Consider the following 20,836-nt stretch of genomic DNA (forward strand, 5'->3'; position numbering starts at 1 on the left):
CTTGTTTATAAGGCAATAAAATGAGGATTAATACCCCACCGAAATGAATATCCGGCATGTTGTACTAAAAATCGATGTTTTGCTTTGACAATCCCCTGCGCTTTTGCGAAAACATTCAAGGAAGAAAAAAAAACCGCGTTAACCGTGTGCCGCATAGGCATGCATGTAAATGCCATTTTTACCGGGTCAGTGAAATCTACGCATGGCGTGGACAGACGCCATACGTGATGTCGGTGACTGCCTTCGGGCAACGGTCTTCTTACCAACAGAACCCGAATCCGCATCGCGTCTAATAGATAACCAGGCGATGTGATGACTAACGGGTACAGGCTCTGAACAGTGATGTGCACAGGGTCCAGGCAGGAGTAGGGAAGGAATACAGAGAGACAATAATAATGGTAGATAGCAAGAAGCGCCCTGGCAAAGATCTCGACCGTATCGATCGTAACATTCTTAATGAATTGCAAAAGGATGGGCGTATTTCCAACGTCGAGCTTTCAAAACGTGTGGGACTTTCCCCGACGCCGTGCCTTGAGCGTGTGCGCCGACTGGAAAGACAGGGTTTTATTCAGGGCTATACGGCTCTGCTGAACCCGCATTATCTGGATGCCTCACTTCTGGTATTTGTTGAGATTACTCTGAATCGTGGTGCACCGGATGTGTTTGAGCAATTTAACGCCGCTGTACAAAAACTTGAAGAAATTCAAGAGTGTCATCTGGTTTCTGGCGATTTCGACTACCTGTTGAAAACCCGCGTACCAGATATGTCCGCCTACCGTAAGCTGCTGGGTGAAACCCTGCTGCGTCTGCCAGGCGTGAACGACACCCGTACCTATGTGGTGATGGAAGAGGTCAAACAGAGCAATCGTCTGGTTATTAAGACGCGCTAACACGGAACAGGTGCAAAATCAGTGTAGTTTGATTACACTCCTGTTAATCCATACAGCAACAGTGCCGGGGTGTCCCGGCGCTGTTGTCCGTTTTAGCAAACAGGCAGGATATGCCTGATACCTGGAGAGCCTTTCTTGAGCCAGGAATACACTGAAGACAAAGAAGTCACATTATCGAAGCTAAGCAGCGGACGTCGGCTCCTTGAGGCGTTGCTGATTGTTATTGCCCTTTTTGCCGTCTGGCTGATGGCAGCCTTACTCAGTTTCAACCCCTCAGATCCCAGCTGGTCACAAACTGCATGGCATGAGCCTATCCATAATTTAGGCGGCGTTCCCGGTGCCTGGCTTGCGGACACCCTGTTTTTCATTTTCGGTGTGATGGCCTATACCATTCCCGTCATTATTATTGGCGGATGCTGGTTTGCCTGGCGCCATCGTCAGAACGACGACTACATCGACTATTTCGCGGTTTCGCTGCGCCTGATAGGCGCGCTGGCGTTGATCCTCACCTCCTGCGGGCTGGCAGCCATCAACGCCGATGACATCTGGTATTTCGCGTCTGGCGGGGTCATCGGTAGCCTGCTGAGCTCTGCGTTACAGCCTATGCTTCACAGCAGCGGCGGTACCCTGGCATTGCTGTGTATCTGGGCGGCAGGATTAACGCTGTTCACCGGCTGGTCGTGGGTGAGCATTGCCGAGAAGATCGGCAGTTTTGTCCTCACTATTCTGACCTTTGCCAGCAACCGTACCCGTCGTGACGACACATGGGTCGATGAAGACGAATATGAAGATGAGTACGAAGAGGAAGACGATGCGCCAGTACAGCGTCGTGAATCTCGTCGTGCACGTATTTTGCGTGGAGCACTGGCACGCCGTCAGCGCGTCGCCGAGAAATTTGCCAACCCGCTGGGTCGTAAAACCGATGCGGCGCTCTTCTCCGGTAAACGCATGGACGAAGACGATCATGTTGAGTACCGTTCAGCCGGTGCCGCCGTTGATCCTGATGATGTGCTTTTCTCTGGCAGTCGCGCCACGCCGGGCGATTTTGATGAATACGATCCACTGCTAAACGGTCACTCTGTTACCGCACCGGTTGCCGCCGCGGCAGCCGCGACCACGGCGGCGCAGGCTTATGCAGCACCAGCGGAAGCCGTTATGCCGTCTGCGTCGGTTCCCGCTCCCGAGTCCGCTATTCAACAGCCTCAGGTAGAGTGGCAAACGGCGCCTGGCGTTCATACGCCAGAGCCGGTTATCGCACCAGAGCCAGAAAGCTATGCGCCGGTCCAGCAGGAACCGTGGCAGCAACCTTATCAGCCTGAGCCCGTTCATGAGCCGCAGGGGTACCCGTACGACGAGCAGCCCGTCGCGCAACCGTATCAGGAGTATGTCCCTGAGCCTGTTCCGCCTGCTGAGCCTTACGTCGCGCCTCAACCAGAACCTGAGGTGGTGGAAGAGGTCAAACCGTCTCGTCCGCCAATGTACTATTTCGAAGAGGTTGAAGAGCGCCGTGCCCGTGAGCGCGAGCAACTGGCAGCATGGTATCAGCCTGTTCCCGAGCCGGTGCAAGAGCCTGTTGTGAATACACCTTCTGTCTCCGCACCGCCGGTTACTTCAACGCCTGCGGTTGCACCAGTGGCAGAGAGCGTGAAACAGGCCACAGCAGCCGCTTCGGCTGCGGCGCCGGTCTTTAGCCTGGCGACAGGTGGAACACCACGTCCTCAGGTAAAAGAGGGGATTGGCCCGCAGTTGCCGCGTCCTAACCGCGTGCGTGTGCCAACCCGCCGCGAGCTGGCATCCTATGGCATTAAACTGCCTTCTCAGCGTATGGCTGAGGAGAAAGCCCGTGAATCTGATTACGACGATGATGCAGATGAAATGCAGCAGGACGAACTGGCGCGTCAGTTCGCCGCACAGCAGCATCAGCGCTATGGCGAGGAGTATCAGCATGATCATCCTGCTCAGGCGGACGATGATGATGCAGCAGAGGCAGAATTAGCACGCCAGTTTGCGGCCACCCAGCAGCAACGCTATTCAGGTGAGCAGCCTGCTGGTGCGAACCCGTTCTCGCTGTCGGATTTCGAATTCTCACCGATGAAAGATCTGGTGGATGATGCTCCGAGCGAACCGCTGTTCACGCCGAGCGTCATGCCGGAAGCCGAGCCGGTGCGTCAGCAGCCGGCCCCAGCGCCACAGGCTTACGCCCAGCCGCAGCAGCCTGCGCCACAATCTTATGCGCAGCCACAGCAGCCACAGCAGCCACAGCAGCCACAATTCCAGCAGCCTCAGGCACAGCCGCAGGAAAGTCTCATTCATCCGCTGCTGATGCGTAACGGTGACAGCCGTCCGTTGCAACGTCCGAGCACGCCTCTGCCGTCGCTGGATCTGTTAACGCCGCCGCCAGCAGAAGTTGAGCCGGTCGATACCTTCGCGCTGGAGCAAATGGCCCGTCTGGTAGAAGCGCGTCTGGCTGACTTTCGCATTAAAGCGGACGTGGTCAACTACTCTCCAGGCCCTGTCATTACCCGTTTCGAACTCAACCTGGCGCCTGGCGTTAAAGCCGCGCGTATTTCAAACCTGTCCCGCGACCTGGCGCGTTCTCTGTCGACCGTTGCGGTTCGTGTGGTTGAAGTCATTCCTGGTAAACCTTATGTCGGTCTTGAGTTGCCGAACAAAAAACGTCAGACCGTTTACCTGCGTGAAGTGCTGGACAACACCAAATTCCGCGACAACCCTTCACCACTGACCGTGGTGCTGGGTAAAGATATCGCGGGTGAGCCGGTGGTAGCCGATCTGGCGAAAATGCCTCACCTGCTGGTTGCGGGTACAACCGGTTCCGGTAAGTCGGTGGGTGTGAACGCCATGATCCTCAGCATGCTCTACAAAGCGCAGCCGGAAGATGTCCGTTTCATCATGATCGATCCGAAAATGCTGGAACTGTCGGTCTATGAGGGGATCCCGCATCTGCTGACGGAAGTTGTGACCGACATGAAAGACGCGGCCAATGCTCTGCGCTGGAGCGTCAACGAGATGGAGCGCCGTTACAAGCTGATGTCGGCTCTGGGCGTGCGTAACCTTGCGGGTTATAACGAGAAAATCGCCGAGGCGGCGCGGATGGGTCGTCCAATTCCCGATCCATACTGGAAACCGGGCGATAGCATGGATGCCCAGCATCCGGTGCTGGAAAAACTGCCTTACATCGTCGTGCTGGTGGATGAGTTCGCTGACCTGATGATGACCGTCGGTAAGAAAGTGGAAGAGCTGATTGCCCGTCTGGCACAGAAAGCGCGTGCGGCCGGTATTCACCTCGTCCTGGCGACGCAGCGTCCTTCTGTGGACGTCATTACGGGTCTGATTAAAGCCAACATTCCGACCCGTATCGCCTTTACCGTATCAAGCAAAATTGACTCGCGCACCATCCTTGATCAGGGCGGTGCTGAATCGTTGCTGGGGATGGGGGATATGCTCTACTCCGGCCCGAACTCCACCTCTCCGGTGCGCGTTCACGGCGCATTCGTTCGCGACCAGGAAGTGCATGCCGTGGTGCAGGACTGGAAAGCGCGTGGTCGTCCACAATACGTTGACGGCATTACCTCCGACAGCGAAAGCGAAGGCGGCGGCGGTGGCTTTGACGGCGGCGAAGAGCTGGATCCGTTATTCGACCAGGCGGTTAATTTTGTTACCGAAAAACGTAAAGCGTCTATCTCCGGCGTTCAGCGTCAGTTCCGTATTGGCTACAACCGCGCGGCGCGCATCATCGAGCAGATGGAAGCCCAGGGCATTGTCAGCGAGCAGGGGCATAACGGTAACCGTGAGGTGCTGGCTCCGCCGCCGTTTGATTGATCTTCAGCGTGTGCAAAGAAGGGGAAATCAGCCAAATTTAAGCATTTTCTTCTGTCACCTGCCTGCGGGCAGGTCCAGAATAGAAAACGGAAACCCCATTTCGGGATGACGTATTTTAAGGAACAACAATGAAAAAAATCGCAATCGCCTGTGCATTACTCACCAGTTTTGTCGCCAGCAGCGTCTGGGCTGATGCGGCCAGCGACCTTAAAAGCCGCCTGGATAAAGTGAGCAGCTTCCACGCCAGCTTCACGCAAAAAGTGACTGACGGCAGCGGTAATGCGGTGCAGGAAGGCCAGGGCGATCTGTGGGTAAAACGCCCAAATCTTTTCAACTGGCACATGACTCAGCCGGATGAGAGCATCCTGGTCTCTGACGGCAAAACCCTGTGGTTCTTCAACCCGTTTGTTGAGCAGGCAACCGCCACCTGGCTGAAAGATGCGACCAGCAACACGCCCTTTATGCTGATAGCCCGTAACCAGGCCAGCGACTGGCAGCAGTATAATATTAAGCAGAACGGTGATGAGTTTGTCCTGACGCCAAAAGGCAGCAACGGCAACCTGAAGCAGTTCACCATCAATGTAAGCACCAATGGTACCATCAATCAGTTCGGCGCCGTTGAGCAGGACGATCAGCGCAGCAGCTATCAGCTCAAATCTCAGCAAAATGGCGCTGTCGATGCATCTAAATTTACCTTTACCCCGCCGCAGGGCGTAACGGTGGACGACCAACGTAAGTAAGAGGCATGAGTGGGCAACCTGTCGCTCGATTTTTCAGATAATGCGTTTCAACCTCTGGCCGCGCGTATGCGGCCAGAAAATTTAGCTCAGTATATTGGCCAGCAGCACCTGCTGGCTGCGGGTAAGCCGTTGCCGCGGGCCATTGAGGCCGGGCATCTGCACTCGATGATCCTCTGGGGACCACCCGGTACCGGTAAAACCACGCTTGCTGAAGTGATCGCCCGCTACGCTAACGCGGACGTCGAGCGCATCTCGGCCGTCACATCCGGTGTGAAGGAGATCCGCGAGGCAATCGAGCGCGCGCGCCAGAACCGTAACGCCGGGCGACGAACCATCCTCTTTGTGGACGAAGTCCATCGCTTTAATAAAAGTCAGCAGGATGCATTCCTGCCGCACATCGAAGATGGCACCATCTTCTTCATCGGTGCCACCACCGAAAACCCGTCATTTGAACTCAACTCGGCACTGCTTTCCCGGGCGCGCGTCTACCTGCTTAAATCGCTCACCACCGAGGATATTGAAAAAGTTCTCACCCAGGCGATGGACGACAAAGCCCGCGGCTATGGCGGACAGGACATTGTCCTGCCTGACGACACGCGTCGTGCAATTGCGGAACTGGTTAACGGCGATGCGCGGCGGGCGCTGAATACCCTGGAAATGATGGCCGATATGGCCGAAGTCGACGACGCCGGCAAACGGGTATTAAAACCGGAACTGTTGACCGAAATTGCCGGTGAGCGTAGCGCGCGTTTTGATAACAAAGGCGATCGCTTTTACGATCTGATCTCGGCGCTGCATAAGTCGGTACGCGGCAGCGCGCCGGATGCCGCGCTTTACTGGTATGCACGCATTATCACTGCCGGTGGCGATCCGCTGTACGTCGCGCGTCGCTGTCTGGCGATTGCCTCAGAAGATGTTGGCAATGCCGATCCGCGCGCCATGCAGGTGGCGCTTTCGGCCTGGGATTGTTTTACTCGCGTCGGGCCGGCGGAAGGTGAGCGCGCTATTGCTCAGGCGATTGTCTATCTGGCCTGCGCGCCGAAAAGTAATGCCGTCTATACCGCATTCAAAGCGGCCATGTCGGATGCGCGTGAGCGCCCGGACTACGATGTGCCGGTGCATCTGCGTAATGCGCCAACGAAGCTGATGAAAGAGATGGGGTACGGGCAGGAGTATCGTTACGCTCACGATGAACCCAACGCTTACGCGGCCGGGGAAGAGTATTTCCCTCAGGAAATGGCACAAACCCGCTATTATCACCCCACAAACAGAGGTCTTGAAGGCAAGATTGGCGAAAAGCTCGCCTGGCTCGCCGGACAGGATCAAAATAGCCCTATAAAACGCTACCGTTAGTTCAGTCGTTGCGGTAATGTTGGCATTGTATCCCTGTGGCCGCAGGCTGTGGCCACATTTTCCTATTTTAATTCGATAAGCACAGGATAAGCATGCTCGATCCCAATCTGCTGCGTAATGAGCCAGACGCAGTCGCTGAAAAACTGGCACGCCGGGGCTTTAAGCTGGATGTAGATAAGCTGCGCGCTCTTGAAGAGCGTCGTAAAGTTCTGCAGGTACAAACTGAAAATCTGCAGGCAGAGCGTAACTCTCGATCGAAGTCCATCGGCCAGGCGAAAGCGCGCGGGGAAGACATTGAGCCATTACGCCTGGAAGTGAACAAACTGGGTGAAGAGCTGGACCAGGCGAAAGCTGAGCTGGATGTTCTTCAGGCCGAAATCCGTGATATCGCCCTGGCTATCCCGAACATTCCTGACGACAGCGTTCCTGTCGGTAAAGACGAAAACGACAACGTTGAAGTGAAACGCTGGGGTACGCCTCGTGAGTTCGACTTCGAGGTTCGCGATCACGTTACTCTGGGCGAAATGCACGCGGGCCTGGACTTTGCGGCAGCCGTGAAGCTGACCGGTTCTCGCTTCGTGGTGATGAAAGGTCAGATTGCTCATCTGCACCGTGCGCTGGCACAGTTCATGCTGGATCTGCACACTGAGCAGCACGGTTACAGCGAAACCTACGTTCCGTATCTGGTTAACCACGATACTCTGTACGGTACCGGACAACTGCCGAAATTTGCCGGCGATCTGTTCCATACCCGTCCGCTGGACGAGGAAGCCGACAGCAGCAACTACGCGCTGATCCCAACCGCGGAAGTGCCGCTGACCAACCTCGTGCGTGATGAGATCATCGACGAAGACGACCTGCCAATCAAACTGACGGCGCACTCTCCGTGCTTCCGCTCTGAAGCGGGTTCTTACGGCCGTGACACGCGTGGTCTGATCCGTATGCACCAGTTCGATAAAGTTGAGATGGTACAGATCGTTCGTCCGGAAGAGTCCATGGACGCGCTGGAAGAGATGACCGGCCACGCGGAGAAAGTGCTGGAGCTGCTCGGCCTGCCGTACCGTCGTATGGCGCTATGCACCGGTGATATGGGCTTTGGCGCCTGCAAAACCTTCGATCTGGAAGTGTGGGTACCTGCGCAGAACACCTACCGTGAAATCTCCTCCTGCTCTAACGTCTGGGATTTCCAGGCGCGTCGTATGCAGGCACGCTGCCGCAGCAAGTCCGATAAGAAAACCCGTCTGGTGCATACCCTGAACGGCTCTGGTCTGGCTGTTGGCCGTACGCTGGTTGCCGTGCTGGAAAACTATCAGCAGGCAGACGGACGTATTGAGATCCCTGAAGTGCTGCGCCCATACATGAAAGGCCAGCAGTACATCGGCTAATTCTTTGCCTTACAACAAAAAAGCGCCTTTTGGCGCTTTTTTTATACCCTCGGTTTGATACGACGCAATACCCCCTCCCTCTAAAGTAGTAATACTCCTGCGAATGAAAGCCAGCATAAAACACGCATAACGCATTAGCTCGTTATATATAAAACTATATCGCGGTTAATTCCGCCCCTTATTCTTTGTGAGCAACCAAAGTGAGTCTTTATGAAAATCAAAGCGCCTGAAGCGTTAATGGCTGCCGAGGTCACTCGCCGTGGGTTGATGAAAACCACGGCAATTGGCGGTCTCGCCGTTGCCAGCAGTGCCTTCACTCTCCCTTTTACCCGACTGGCGTCGGCGGCGGATGCGTTGTCCCCGGCTACGGCCCCGGAAAACGTGGTGTGGAGCGCCTGTACCGTAAACTGTGGTAGCCGTTGTCCATTACGTATGCATGTGGTGGATGGCGAGATCAAATACGTCGAAACCGACAATACCGGTGACGATAACTACGACGGCTTGCATCAGGTTCGCGCCTGTCTGCGTGGCCGCTCAATGCGCCGCCGGGTTTATAACCCGGACCGTCTGAAGTACCCGATGAAACGCGTCGGTAAGCGCGGGGAAGGGAAGTTCGAGCGCATCAGCTGGGATGAAGCTTACGATATCATCGCCAGCAATATGCAGCGTCTGATAAAAGAGTACGGTAACGAATCCATCTACCTGAACTATGGCACCGGAACGCTTGGGGGAACGCTGACCCGCTCCTGGCCACCGGGCAAAACGCTGGTGGCGCGCTTGATGAACTGCTGCGGCGGTTATCTCAATCACTACGGTGACTACTCTTCTGCACAGATTGCTGCCGGCCTGAACTACACCTACGGTGGCTGGGCAGATGGTAACAGCCCGTCCGATATCGAAAACAGCAAACTGGTGGTGCTTTTCGGTAACAATCCTGGTGAAACGCGCATGAGCGGCGGTGGGGTAACCTATTACCTTGAGCAGGCTCGCGCCAAATCTAACGCCCGGATGATCATCATCGATCCGCGTTATACCGATACGGGTGCAGGCCGGGAAGATGAGTGGATCCCTATTCGCCCGGGCACCGATGCGGCGCTGGTCAGCGCGCTGGCGTGGGTCATGATCACTGAGGACCTTGTCGATCAGCCATTCCTCGATAAATACTGCGTCGGCTATGACGAGAAAACCCTGCCCGCCAGTGCTCCTGCCAACGGGCATTACAAGGCGTATATTCTGGGCCAGGGCAGTGACGGCGTGGCGAAGACCCCGGAGTGGGCATCAAAAATCACCGGGATACCGGCGGAACGTATTGTCCAGCTGGCGCGTGAAATCGGTTCAGCGAAACCGGCCTATATCAGCCAGGGCTGGGGGCCACAGCGTCACGCGAATGGCGAAATCGCCACTCGTGCTATTTCGATGCTCTCCATTCTGACCGGTAACGTGGGTATTAATGGTGGGAATAGTGGCGCGCGCGAAGGTTCCTATTCGCTGCCGTTTGAACGGATGCCAACCCTGGAAAACCCGGTTCAGACCAGTATCTCCATGTTTATGTGGACCGACGCCATTGAGCGCGGGCCGGAGATGACCGCCCTGCGCGATGGCGTACGGGGCAAAGACAAGCTGGATGTGCCGATCAAGATGATCTGGAACTACGCCGGTAACTGCCTTATTAACCAGCACTCGGAGATCAACCGCACCCACGAAATCCTGCAGGATGACAAGAAGTGCGAGATGATTGTGGTGATCGACTGCCACATGACCTCATCGGCGAAATATGCGGATATTCTGCTGCCGGATTGCACCGCCTCGGAGCAGATGGATTTCGCGCTGGATGCCTCCTGCGGCAACATGTCCTACGTGATCTTCACCGACCAGGCCATCAAACCGCGTTTCGAGTGCAAAACCATCTATGAGATGACCTCTGAGCTGGCGAAACGTCTTGGTGTCGAACAACAGTTCACAGAAGGCCGCACTCAGGAAGAGTGGATGCGTCATCTGCATGAACTTTCCCGTAAAGCGATCCCTGACCTGCCGGATTTCGATACCTTCCGCAAGCAGGGCATCTATAAACAGCGCGATCCGCAAGGGCACCACGTGGCGTACAAAGCCTTCCGCGACGATCCGCAGGCGAATCCGCTGACCACGCCATCGGGCAAAATCGAGATTTACTCCGAAGAGCTGGCAAACATTGCCGCAACCTGGGAATTGCCGGAAGGGGATGTTATCGATCCCCTGCCGATCTACACGCCCGGGTTTGAAAACTATAACGATCCGCTCACCGCAAAATTCCCGCTGCAACTGACCGGATTCCACTACAAAGCGCGCGTTCACTCCACCTACGGCAACGTTGATGTGCTGAAAGCCGCCTGCCGCCAGGAGATGTGGATTAACCCGATGGATGCGAAAGCACGAGGCATCAGTAATGGCGATCGTGTGCGTATCTTTAACGGTCGCGGCGAGGTGCATATTGAAGCCAAAGTGACGCCCCGCATGATGCCTGGTGTTGTCGCACTGGGGGAAGGCGCGTGGTACAGCCCGGATGCAAACCGCATCGACCAGGCTGGCAGTATTAACGTACTGACCACGCAGCGCCCATCGCCGCTGGCGAAAGGCAACCCGTCCCACACAAACCTTGTTCAGGTTGAGAAGGTGTAAGGAGTAACCGATGACAACCCAGTATGGATTTTTTATTGACTCCAGCCGTTGCACCGGGTGCAAAACCTGCGAGCTGGCCTGCAAGGATTACAAAGACCTGACCCCGGACGTCAGCTTCCGCCGGATCTACGAATACGCGGGCGGCGACTGGCAGGAGGATAACGGCGTCTGGCATCAGAACGTCTTTGCCTATTACCTGTCGATTGCCTGTAACCACTGTGAAGATCCGGCCTGCACCAAAGTGTGCCCGAGCGGGGCGATGCACAAGCGCGACGACGGGTTTGTGGTGGTGAATGAGGATGTCTGCATCGGCTGCCGCTACTGCCATATGGCCTGTCCGTACGGTGCGCCGCAGTACAACGCCGCCAAAGGCCACATGACCAAGTGCGACGGCTGCCATGACCGCGTCGCAGAGGGCAAAAAGCCGATTTGCGTGGAGTCCTGTCCGCTGCGCGCGCTGGACTTCGGCCCGATTGACGAGTTGCGTAAAAAACACGGCCAGCTTGCGGCCGTCGCGCCACTGCCGTCCGCGCACTTCACCAAGCCGAGCATTGTGATTAAACCTAACGCCAACAGCCGCCCGACGGGAGATACCACCGGCTATCTGGCAAACCCGAAGGAGGTGTGAGATGGGAAGTGGATGGCATGAATGGCCGCTGATGATCTTCACGGTCTTTGGGCAGTGCGTGGCGGGGGGCTTTATTGTGCTCGCGCTTGCGTTACTGAAAGGCGATTTGAAAGCTGAACAGCAGCAGCGCGTGGTGCTGAGTATGTTTGGTCTGTGGGCGTTGATGGGGATCGGTTTTATTGCCTCTACGCTGCACCTCGGCTCGCCAATGCGCGCGTTCAACTCTCTCAATCGCGTGGGGGCATCCTCACTGAGTAACGAAATTGCCAGCGGGGCGATCTTCTTTGCCGTCGGTGGGCTGGGTTGGCTGCTGGCAGCCCTGAAAAAGCTTCCTGCGGGGCTGCGCAACGTGTGGCTGATCGTGACAATGGTGCTGGGCGTGGTCTTCGTGTGGATGATGGTGCGGGTTTATAACACCATCGATACCGTTCCCACCTGGTATAGCGTCTGGACGCCAATGAGTTTCTTCCTGACGATGTTTATCGGTGGGCCGCTGCTGGGCTACCTGCTGCTGCGCGTGGCGAGTGTGGACGGCTGGGCGATGCGTCTGCTCCCTGCCGTTTCGCTGTTGGCGCTGGTGGTGAGCACGATGGTTGCGCTGATGCAGGGCGCTGAGCTGGCAACCATTCACAGCTCCATTCAGCAGGCCTCAACTCTGGTGCCAGATTACGGTTCTCTGATGGCCTGGCGTGTGGTGTTGCTGGCTGTTGCGCTGGTGTGCTGGATTGCCCCTCAGCTTAAAGGTTATCAGCCCGCACTGCCGTTACTGTCAGTGGCCTTTGTGCTGGTGCTGGCAGGGGAGTTGATCGGTCGCGGTGTGTTTTACGGCCTGCATATGACGGTAGGCATGGCTATCGCCAGCTGATTTGATTTTTCGTTATAAAAAGCCGGGACATAGCGCCCGGCTTTTCTTTTTTCCATCATGAAATTTTTCGACTGATGTTTGGTATTAAAAATCCCCTGAAATAAATAAAAACAACCAGATAATTAATATCAGTAGCAGACTTTGCATTAGCAGGATGAGTTTTTTAAATCGACATGGCACATATCGTGCCTGACGCCTGAATCGGTGGATTGACTTTGTTTTTGCCAGTGGCATGATGCGCACGAAATCTGAACTTCCTCACGGTTTTTAATCCATGACCATCTATACCCGGCCAGTGCTCCTGTTGCTCTGTGGCCTGCTTTTGTTGACCCTGGCGATCGCAGTGTTGAATACGCTCGTCCCGCTATGGCTTGCCCATGAAAACTTACCAACCTGGCAGGTGGGTATGGTCAGCTCGTCCTTTTTCACGGGGAACCTGCTGGGCACGCTGATGACGGGGAGCCTGATTAAACGCGTTGGCTTTAACCGCAGCTATTATCTGGCCTCGCTGATTTTCGCTGCCGGCTGTGCCGGGCTGGGCCTGATGGTCGGCTTCTGGAGCTGGATGATCTGGCGCTTTATCGCTGGCGTAGGCTGCGCGATGATTTGGGTCGTGGTGGAAAGTGCGCTGATGTGCAGCGGTACCTCGCGCAACCGGGGACGTCTGCTGGCAGCGTATATGATGGTCTATTACGTCGGAACCGTGCTTGGGCAATTAATGGTCAGCAAACTGACGACCGACCTGATGAGCGTTCTGCCGTGGGTAACGGGCATGGTCCTGGCGGCGATCCTGCCGCTGCTCTTTACACGCATTGTGAATCAGAACAGTGAGCATCAGGAAGCGACCCACGTCTGGCCGATGCTGAGACTGCGACAGGCGCGTTTGGGCGTGAACGGCTGCATCATCTCCGGAATTGTTCTGGGGTCGCTTTATGGTCTGATGCCGCTCTACCTGAACCATCAGGGCGTCAGTGATTCCGGGATCGGCTTCTGGATGGCGGTAATGGTCAGCGCGGGCATCGTCGGACAGTGGCCGATTGGCCGTCTGGCAGACCGTTTTGGGCGTCTGCTGGTGTTGCGCGTTCAGGTCTTCGTGGTGATCATGGGTTGCCTTGCCATGCTCAGCAATGCCGCGATGGCGCCAGCGCTGTTTATTCTGGGGGCGGCAGGCTTCACACTTTATCCGGTCGCGATGGCCTGGGCCTGTGAAAAAGTTGAACATCACCAGCTGGTGGCAATGAACCAGGCGCTGTTATTAAGCTATACCATTGGGAGTTTGCTGGGGCCGACATTCACCGCGATGCTGATGCAGAATTATTCCGACAATTTGCTGTTTATCATGATTGCCAGCGTGTCGTTTATTTATCTCTTAATGCTGCTGCGCAAAGCGGGCGAACATCCCACGCCAGTGGCGCATGCCTGATGAATTAAAAGCCAGTCATTGACTGGCTTTTTTGTCCCCATCACATATAAGAATTTTACGCATTGTTTGTTTATCACGCCAGGCGATAATTCAGGTGAGTTCTAACACTAAAAGGCAGCAATCATGGCTACACGTCGTTTAACCACTACCGCACTGGCAGTAGTGTTGTCTTTAACGTTTGCTACAGCACCGGTCATGGCTAACCCTGGAAACGGGAATGGCGGTGGTGGTCACGGTAACAGTGGCGGACAAGGTAATGGCGGTAATCACGGCAACGGGAATTCCGGCAATCATGGCAACGGAATGTCCGATACTCATGGCAATAAAAAAAGTGGTCTGGACAACCCGGGTAAATCGAATAAAAGCGTCAGCGATGATGTCGATGCTCGCGTGAGCTTCGATCATGCTCGCCATCTGGCAGTGAACTATGGATTAACGGGGTATGAATCGCTGCCTCCGGGCATCGCTAAAAACCTCGCGCGCGGCAAACCACTGCCTCCAGGTATTGCGAAGAAAACCGTGCCAGCCTCCATGCTGGGCCAGCTCCCTAACTATCCTGGCTATGAATGGCGCGTGGTCGGTGACGATCTGGTCCTGGTTGCGCTGAGTACTGCGATTGTGACTTCCATTATTAATGGTGTCTTTAAATAAAATACAAAAAGGCCCGGTTCTCACCGGGCCTCTTGTTTAATACATGACCTTGTGTCCGTATTGTTCCAGAATACCTTTCACGCGCTCCATCGTCTCTTTCTTCGGCGGCTTAACGCCATCAAGCTTATATTCTTCACCCATCGCCACCCATTTATGTTTACCCAGCTCATGGTAGGGCAGAAGCTCAATTTTCTCGACGTTGCCCATATCGCGGGTAAATTCGCCCAGGCGATGTGCGGAATCATCATCATCAGACCAGCCTGGAACCACGACATAGCGGATCCAGGTTTTGATGCCCTTGGCTGAAATATATTTGGCGAACTCCAGCGTACGGTGGTTGGATACGCCAACCAGGTTCTGGTGGATCTCATCATTCATCTGTTTGAGATCGAGCATGACCAGGTCGGTGACTTCAAGCAATTCATCGATGACCGGATCGTAGCGGCGCACAAACCCGTTCGTGTCGAGGCAGGTGTGTATGCCTTCTTTGTGGCAGGCGCGAAACCAGTCGCGCACAAATTCCGCCTGAAGAATGGCTTCACCACCGGATGCGGTGACGCCCCCGCCGGACGCGTTCATAAAGTGGCGGTAAGTCACCACCTCTTTCATCAGATCTTCAACGGTCACTTCTTTGCCGCCGTGCGTATCCCATGTGTCACGGTTGTGGCAGTACAGGCAGCGCATCAGGCAGCCCTGGAAAAAGGTGATGAAACGGATGCCCGGGCCATCAACAGTGCCACAGGATTCAAAGGAGTGAATGCGACCAATAATTGACATTGCGGTGATATCTCCGAATTTGGCCCATCCCGGGGCCTGTGTTGATGCACAGCTCAAAGGCTATGTCGAGTCTGTTTTGGCTGTTATCCATTCAGTATAGATAGCGGCCAAAAGAGACTGGGGTGGGGAAGAAAAAGGCCCCACTGACGTGGAGCCTTTATTGTACGCTTTTTAACGCGTGATTTCAGTCAATTCCAGTTACATGGACTGAGTGAAAGTACGGGTGATAACGTCCTGCTGCTGTTCTTTAGTCAGGGAGTTAAAGCGTACTGCGTAGCCAGATACACGGATGGTCAGCTGAGGATATTTCTCAGGGTGTTCCATCGCATCAAGCAGCATTTCACGGTTCATGACGTTCACGTTCAGGTGCTGACCACCTTCGATGGACGCTTCGTGGTGGAAGTAACCATCCATCAGACCCGCGAGGTTAGTTTTACGTACTTCGTCATCTTTACCCAGCGCGTTTGGCACGATAGAGAAGGTGTAAGAGATACCATCTTTCGCGTAAGCAAACGGCAGTTTTGCAACGGAAGTCAGAGAGGCAACCGCACCTTTCTGGTCACGACCGTGCATTGGGTTAGCACCTGGGCCAAATGGCGCGCCAGCACGACGACCGTCTGGGGTGTTACCGGTTTTCTTACCATACACAACGTTAGAGGTGATGGTCAGAACAGACTGAGTCGGGATAGCGTTACGGTAAGTGGTCAGTTTCTGAATTTTCTTCATGAAACGTTCAACCAGGTCAACCGCCATGTCATCAACGCGAGCGTCGTTGTTACCAAACTGCGGATATTCGCCTTCGATTTCGAAGTCGATAGCCAGACCGTCTTCGTCACGAATTGGTTTAACTTTCGCATATTTGATAGCAGACAGGGAGTCAGCAGCAACGGACAGACCTGCAATACCACACGCCATGGTACGGATAACGTCACGGTCATGCAGCGCCATCAGAGAGGCTTCGTAGCTGTACTTGTCGTGCATGTAGTGGATAACGTTCAGTGCAGTAACGTACTGTTTCGCCAGCCAGTCCATGAAGTGATCCATGCGATCCATGACTTCGTCATAGTTCAGCACATCGCCTTTGATTGGTTCAGACTTAGGACCAACCTGCATTTTCAGTTTTTCATCAACGCCGCCGTTGATAGCGTACAGCATGGTTTTCGCCAGGTTTGCACGCGCACCGAAGAACTGCATTTGTTTACCAACAACCATTGGGCTTACGCAGCATGCGATAGCGTAGTCGTCGTTGTTGAAGTCCGGACGCATCAGGTCATCGTTCTCATACTGCAGAGAAGAGGTGTCGATGGACACTTTAGCGGCGAATTTCTTGAAGTTCAGAGGCAGTTTTTCAGACCACAGAACGGTGATGTTTGGCTCCGGAGAAGGACCCATGGTGTACAGGGTGTTCAGGAAGCGGAAGCTGTTTTTGGTGACCAGAGTACGGCCATCTACGCCCATACCACCGATAGATTCGGTTGCCCAGATTGGGTCACCAGAGAACAGTTCATCATATTCAGGGGTACGCAGGAAGCGAACCATACGCAGTTTCATGACCAGGTGGTCAATCATTTCCTGAGCGTCTTGCTCGGTGATTTTACCTGCTTTCAGGTCACGTTCGATGTACGCATCCAGGAAGGTGGATACACGACCGAAGGACATTGCTGCACCGTTCTGAGACTTAACTGCGGCCAGGTAGCCGAAGTAGGTCCACTGGATAGCTTCCTGAGCGTTAGTTGCAGGACCAGAGATATCGCAGCCATATTTAGCAGCCATCTCTTTGATCTGACCCAGCGCACGGTGCTGTTCAGCGATCTCTTCACGCAGACGGATGGTTGCTTCCAGGTTTACGCCGTTTTCCAGATCGGACTGCAGGGAAACGAACTGCGCGTATTTGTCTTTCATCAGGAAGTCGATACCGTACAGCGCAACGCGACGGTAGTCACCGATGATACGGCCACGGCCGTAGGCATCTGGCAGACCAGTCAGAACACCGGATTTACGGCAATTCAGAATGTCTTTGGTGTAAACATCGAATACACCCTGGTTGTGGGTTTTACGGTATTCGGTGAAGATTTTTTTCAGCATTGGGTCCAGCTCGCGGTTGTACGCTTTGCAGGAACCTTCAACCATTTTGATACCACCGAACGGGATGATCGCACGTTTCAGTGGTGCTTCAGTCTGCAGACCAACGATTTTCTCAAGGGCTTTGTTGATGTAACCAGCATCGTGAGAAGTGATGGTGGAAGCAACGGAGGTGTCAAAATCAACTGGCGCGTGAGTGCGGTTTTCCAGTTTTACGCCTTCCATTACGCTGTCCCACAGCTTGGTGGTCGCTTCAGTTGCGCCAGCCAGGAAGGATTCGTCACCTTCATACGGGGTATAGTTTTTCTGAATGAAGTCACGTACGTTTACTTCATTCTGCCAGTCACCTTTTGCAAAACCTTCCCAGGCTGTGGCTAACTTTTCATTAAGCTCGGACATGTAACACCTACCTTCTTAAGTGGATTTTTTATTTACTGCCTGAGATAACCATCAATGATGATCGTCGCCACGCAGGTAAATGACCCAGTATGTCAACCCAACTAACAGACCCCCACCGATAATGTTCCCGATAGTGACAGGGATCAGGTTATCAGTAATGAAATTCATAATAGTCAGGTGAGAGAAACTTTCCGGGGTTGAACCAATTGCAGTCCAGAACTCCGGGCTCGCAAAGTTGCGGATTACAATACCCATTGGGATCATAAACATGTTCGCGATACTGTGCTCGAAGCCGCTGGCAACAAACATCGCAACCGGCAGAACCATAATCATGGCTTTGTCCATCAGGCTACGGCCGGAGTAACTCATCCATACCGCCAGACAGACCATCAGGTTCGCGAGGATGCCAAGTGCAACCGCTTCGATAAATGTGTGGTGCATTTTGTGGTCCGCGGTCTGCAGGACGTTCAGTCCCCAGCCACCGTTGGCGGTCATATACTCGCCAGAGAGCCACATCAACAAAACAAAGAGCAGACAGCCAATCAGGTTACCAACATAGACGTTAAGCCAGTTGCGCGCCAGTTGACCCCAGGTAATTCTTCCGCTGGCTTTTGCTACGACAATCAGCACCGTTGAGGTGAAGAGGTCGGCGCCGCAGATAACGCACAGAATCAGACCCAGTGAGAAGCAAATGCCGCCAATCAGTTTGGCCATGCCGTAAGGCATCGCGGCAGTACCGGTGGTGGCAGTGATGTAGAAGACGAACGCGATAGAGATGAACACACCGGCCGTGATCGCCAGATAGAACGTCTTCATCGGGTGTTTCGTTGCTTTATAGACACCTGCTTCTTCGGCCACTTTGGCCATCGCAGCAGGGAGTAAAAGATCAAAAGGGTTGTCAGCTTTCACACTAACTCTCTCTTTATTAAGTCGGCGACGAGATACTAACAAAGCATTATAGAAGAGAAATTGATATAGATCATATCTCGCCTGGCTTATAGGCCCGCAGTGTGTATGGTTTTACGACAAATGCGGTGTAAGTTTTTGATTATCCGTATAAAAATAAATTTTAAAAGTTATGAAAAGAGTTGAATTTTTTCGGTCGGCCACCTCTGAAACAGTTAATTAATATGGAGTATTTGCCATAAAAAGTAACAGTAAAGCCCAGGTAAATATTATTATATTTACCCATATTTAACTTTATTATTACATTCAACGTTCATTGCCGAAAAAAATAAAAAACGGGGCAATGAAATTGCCCCGTAATATAGCCCAGACGATTAAATACGCCTACTGCTGATAATGTTATATGCGCTTATTTTGACCAGTAAGCGGCTTTTGCTTTCTGCAGTTTTTCATAGGCCTTCAACAGCGACTGATGCGCAGGGAAGGCTTTCAGATCGCTGTCTACCGCCTGCAGTCCGTAGAATGGTGCTTCGCCGCTCAGGGCCGCGCTGGCGGCTTCTACCGCCTCTGCACCGTACATGCGCACGAAGGCGTTCAGGTACTGCAGCGGCTCACGATCCTCTTCCTGCGCAAGAAGCAGGAGGGTTTGCAGGCAGCGGTAGTAGTTGGTGCGCTCGGCAGAGAACACTGACTGGTTGAATTCCATGGTCCACTCGGTCCAGGCCAGGGCCTGATCCAGATCGCCGCCAGCCAGCGCCAGCATCGCTTTCAGCTCGCCGATGCGCAGGGTATACCAGCCGTTGTCTTTACCGGTAGCCAGACCCAGCAGTTCACGTACGCGCGTGAAGTCATCATGGCCTTCGTCGTCCAGCTGGGCGATCAGGTTCAGATAATCCTCTTTTTCCCACTCGCTGCCCGGCAGGGCCAGCAGCGTTTCACGCAGGTGCGCACCCATGCTGTTGTTTGCCAGCCACAGATCTTCAGCCGGATAGATATCGGACATGCCCGGCACCAGAATACGGCAGGCGTAAACACCCAGGTGTTCGTAGTCAGCAATGTAGACTTCTTTATCTTCCGCGTTGAAGATGGCCATCAGGGTAGCGAACTCTTCTTCGGTCGTACCGGCAAAGCTCCAGTCGACGAATGGATAGTCTGCGTCCTGCTTGAACATATCCCAGGAGATCAAACCGCTGGAGTCGATGAAGTGGGTTTCGAGGTTGGTATGCTCGGCCACTTCTTCGTCGTCAAAGGTTGGTGGAGTAAATACATCGAGATCTTTCAGGCTACGGCCCTGTAGCAGCTCGGTGACGGTACGCTCCAGCGCCACGCCGAAGTCAGGATGTGCGCCGAAGGAGGCGAAGCAGGTGCCGTTCGTTGGGTTAAACAGCACAACGCAGATAACCGGGTATTTACCGCCCAGCGAGCCATCATACGCAAAGATAGGGAAGCCTTCTGCCTCCAGCTTAGCAATGGATTCCACCACGCCCGGATAGCGCGCCAGCACGTCGGCCGGAATTTCAGGCAGACTGATGGATTCAGCAATGATGCGGTTTTTAATGTGGCGCTCAAACACTTCTGACAGCCCCTGCACACGCGCTTCATTGCGGGTATTACCGGCGGACATGCCGTTAGAGACATACAGGTTACCGACAATGTTCATCGGGATGTACACGGTCTGTTCATCAGACTGACGGGTGAACGGCAGGGCACAGATCCCACGCTCTTCATTACCCGACTGCAGATCGATCAGCATGCTGGCGGTCAGTTCATTTTCTGGATCGTAGAACGCACGCAGACGCGCATCCAGAATGCCTTCCGGCAGTTCATCGTCTTCGGTCAACGGGAACCATTTTTCATTGGGATAGTGAACAAACGGGCCGTTAGCGATGGTTTCACCCAGCCAGAAATCGGCGAAGAAGTAGTTGGTCGACAGACGTTCAAAATACTCACCCAGCGCAGAAGCCAGCGCCGCTTTTTTCGTCGCGCCTTTACCGTTGGTAAAGCACAGTGCACAGTCTTTATCGCGAATATGCACGGACCAGACGTGAGGCACTGGATTAAGCCAGGAGGCTTCTTCGATATTAAAGCCCAGGTCGGTCAGTTTCTGCTGGAAGCGAGCGATGGAATCTTCCAGGGCGGCGTCTTTGCCGGGGATAAACGTTTGAGTCATGGCGTTCACTTTTATCGTACGTAAAGCGCGCAATGATACGGGTTTTGCGTGACGGGTGCTATCTCCGGCGAA

Annotated in this window: 14 protein-coding genes; 10 read left to right on the forward strand and 4 right to left on the reverse strand. The window is 54.2% G+C overall.

Going from position 1 to position 20,836, the window contains the following annotated elements; genetic code table 11:
* Positions 1-395 precede the first annotated feature (395 nt).
* The 10 genes from lrp (at position 396) to ACQG19_RS08230 (ending at position 14,430) form a co-directional block, all read left to right on the forward strand.
* Positions 396-890 (forward strand): leucine-responsive transcriptional regulator Lrp, encoded by a 495-nt coding sequence (lrp, locus tag ACQG19_RS08185; RefSeq protein WP_000228469.1) that lies wholly within the window; start codon positions 396-398, stop codon positions 888-890.
* A 135-nt stretch (positions 891-1,025) separates the two neighbouring features.
* Positions 1,026-4,730, forward strand: a complete 3,705-nt coding sequence (locus ACQG19_RS08190) for a DNA translocase FtsK (protein ID WP_246931499.1) — start codon at positions 1,026-1,028, stop codon at positions 4,728-4,730.
* Between the two features lie 128 nt (positions 4,731-4,858).
* Positions 4,859-5,470 carry an outer membrane lipoprotein chaperone LolA gene (gene lolA / locus ACQG19_RS08195; protein ID WP_013097319.1) on the forward strand — a complete coding sequence of 204 codons (612 nt, stop codon included), beginning with the start codon at positions 4,859-4,861 and terminating at the stop codon, positions 5,468-5,470.
* 9 nt (positions 5,471-5,479) lie between these two features.
* Positions 5,480-6,823, forward strand: coding sequence for a replication-associated recombination protein RarA (gene rarA / locus ACQG19_RS08200; protein ID WP_029882995.1), 1,344 nt, complete (start codon positions 5,480-5,482; stop codon positions 6,821-6,823).
* A 92-nt stretch (positions 6,824-6,915) separates the two neighbouring features.
* Positions 6,916-8,208, forward strand: a complete 1,293-nt coding sequence (serS, locus tag ACQG19_RS08205) for a serine--tRNA ligase (protein WP_008499983.1) — start codon at positions 6,916-6,918, stop codon at positions 8,206-8,208.
* 210 nt (positions 8,209-8,418) lie between these two features.
* A complete protein-coding gene (gene dmsA, locus ACQG19_RS08210) occupies positions 8,419-10,863 on the forward strand; it encodes a dimethylsulfoxide reductase subunit A (protein ID WP_013097317.1) in 2,445 nt (814 codons plus the stop codon).
* Between the two features lie 10 nt (positions 10,864-10,873).
* Entirely contained in the window at positions 10,874-11,491 is a 618-nt protein-coding gene (dmsB, locus tag ACQG19_RS08215) for a dimethylsulfoxide reductase iron-sulfur subunit DmsB (RefSeq protein ID WP_029882994.1), read from the forward strand.
* A gap of 1 nt (position 11,492) precedes the next feature.
* A complete protein-coding gene (locus ACQG19_RS08220) occupies positions 11,493-12,356 on the forward strand; it encodes a dimethyl sulfoxide reductase anchor subunit family protein (protein ID WP_222168593.1) in 864 nt (287 codons plus the stop codon).
* 274 nt (positions 12,357-12,630) lie between these two features.
* A complete protein-coding gene (locus ACQG19_RS08225) occupies positions 12,631-13,779 on the forward strand; it encodes an MFS transporter (protein WP_222168594.1) in 1,149 nt (382 codons plus the stop codon).
* 123 nt (positions 13,780-13,902) lie between these two features.
* Complete coding sequence (locus ACQG19_RS08230; RefSeq protein ID WP_040022911.1) at positions 13,903-14,430, forward strand: anti-virulence regulator CigR family protein; 528 nt, start codon at positions 13,903-13,905, stop codon at positions 14,428-14,430.
* A 36-nt stretch (positions 14,431-14,466) separates the two neighbouring features.
* Here the strand turns inward: ACQG19_RS08230 and pflA are convergent, their stop codons facing one another.
* The 4 genes from pflA to ycaO form a co-directional block, all read right to left on the reverse strand.
* The gene (gene pflA / locus ACQG19_RS08235; RefSeq protein ID WP_014831281.1) at positions 14,467-15,207 is read right to left on the reverse strand and encodes a pyruvate formate lyase 1-activating protein; all 741 of its coding nucleotides are present in this window, start codon (positions 15,205-15,207) and stop codon (positions 14,467-14,469) included.
* Positions 15,208-15,405: 198 nt separating this feature from the next.
* Positions 15,406-17,688, reverse strand: coding sequence for a formate C-acetyltransferase (gene pflB / locus ACQG19_RS08240; RefSeq protein ID WP_013097311.1), 2,283 nt, complete (start codon positions 17,686-17,688; stop codon positions 15,406-15,408).
* Between the two features lie 51 nt (positions 17,689-17,739).
* Positions 17,740-18,597, reverse strand: a complete 858-nt coding sequence (gene focA / locus ACQG19_RS08245) for a formate transporter FocA (RefSeq protein WP_102752528.1) — start codon at positions 18,595-18,597, stop codon at positions 17,740-17,742.
* 406 nt (positions 18,598-19,003) lie between these two features.
* Positions 19,004-20,764 carry a 30S ribosomal protein S12 methylthiotransferase accessory factor YcaO gene (gene ycaO, locus ACQG19_RS08250; protein ID WP_038981416.1) on the reverse strand — a complete coding sequence of 587 codons (1,761 nt, stop codon included), beginning with the start codon at positions 20,762-20,764 and terminating at the stop codon, positions 19,004-19,006.
* Between the last annotated feature and the right edge of the window lie 72 nt (positions 20,765-20,836).

It is taken from the genome of Enterobacter cloacae complex sp. 277I4 (assembly GCF_050031465.1).
Taxonomy (GTDB): Bacteria; Pseudomonadota; Gammaproteobacteria; order Enterobacterales; family Enterobacteriaceae; genus Enterobacter; species Enterobacter cloacae.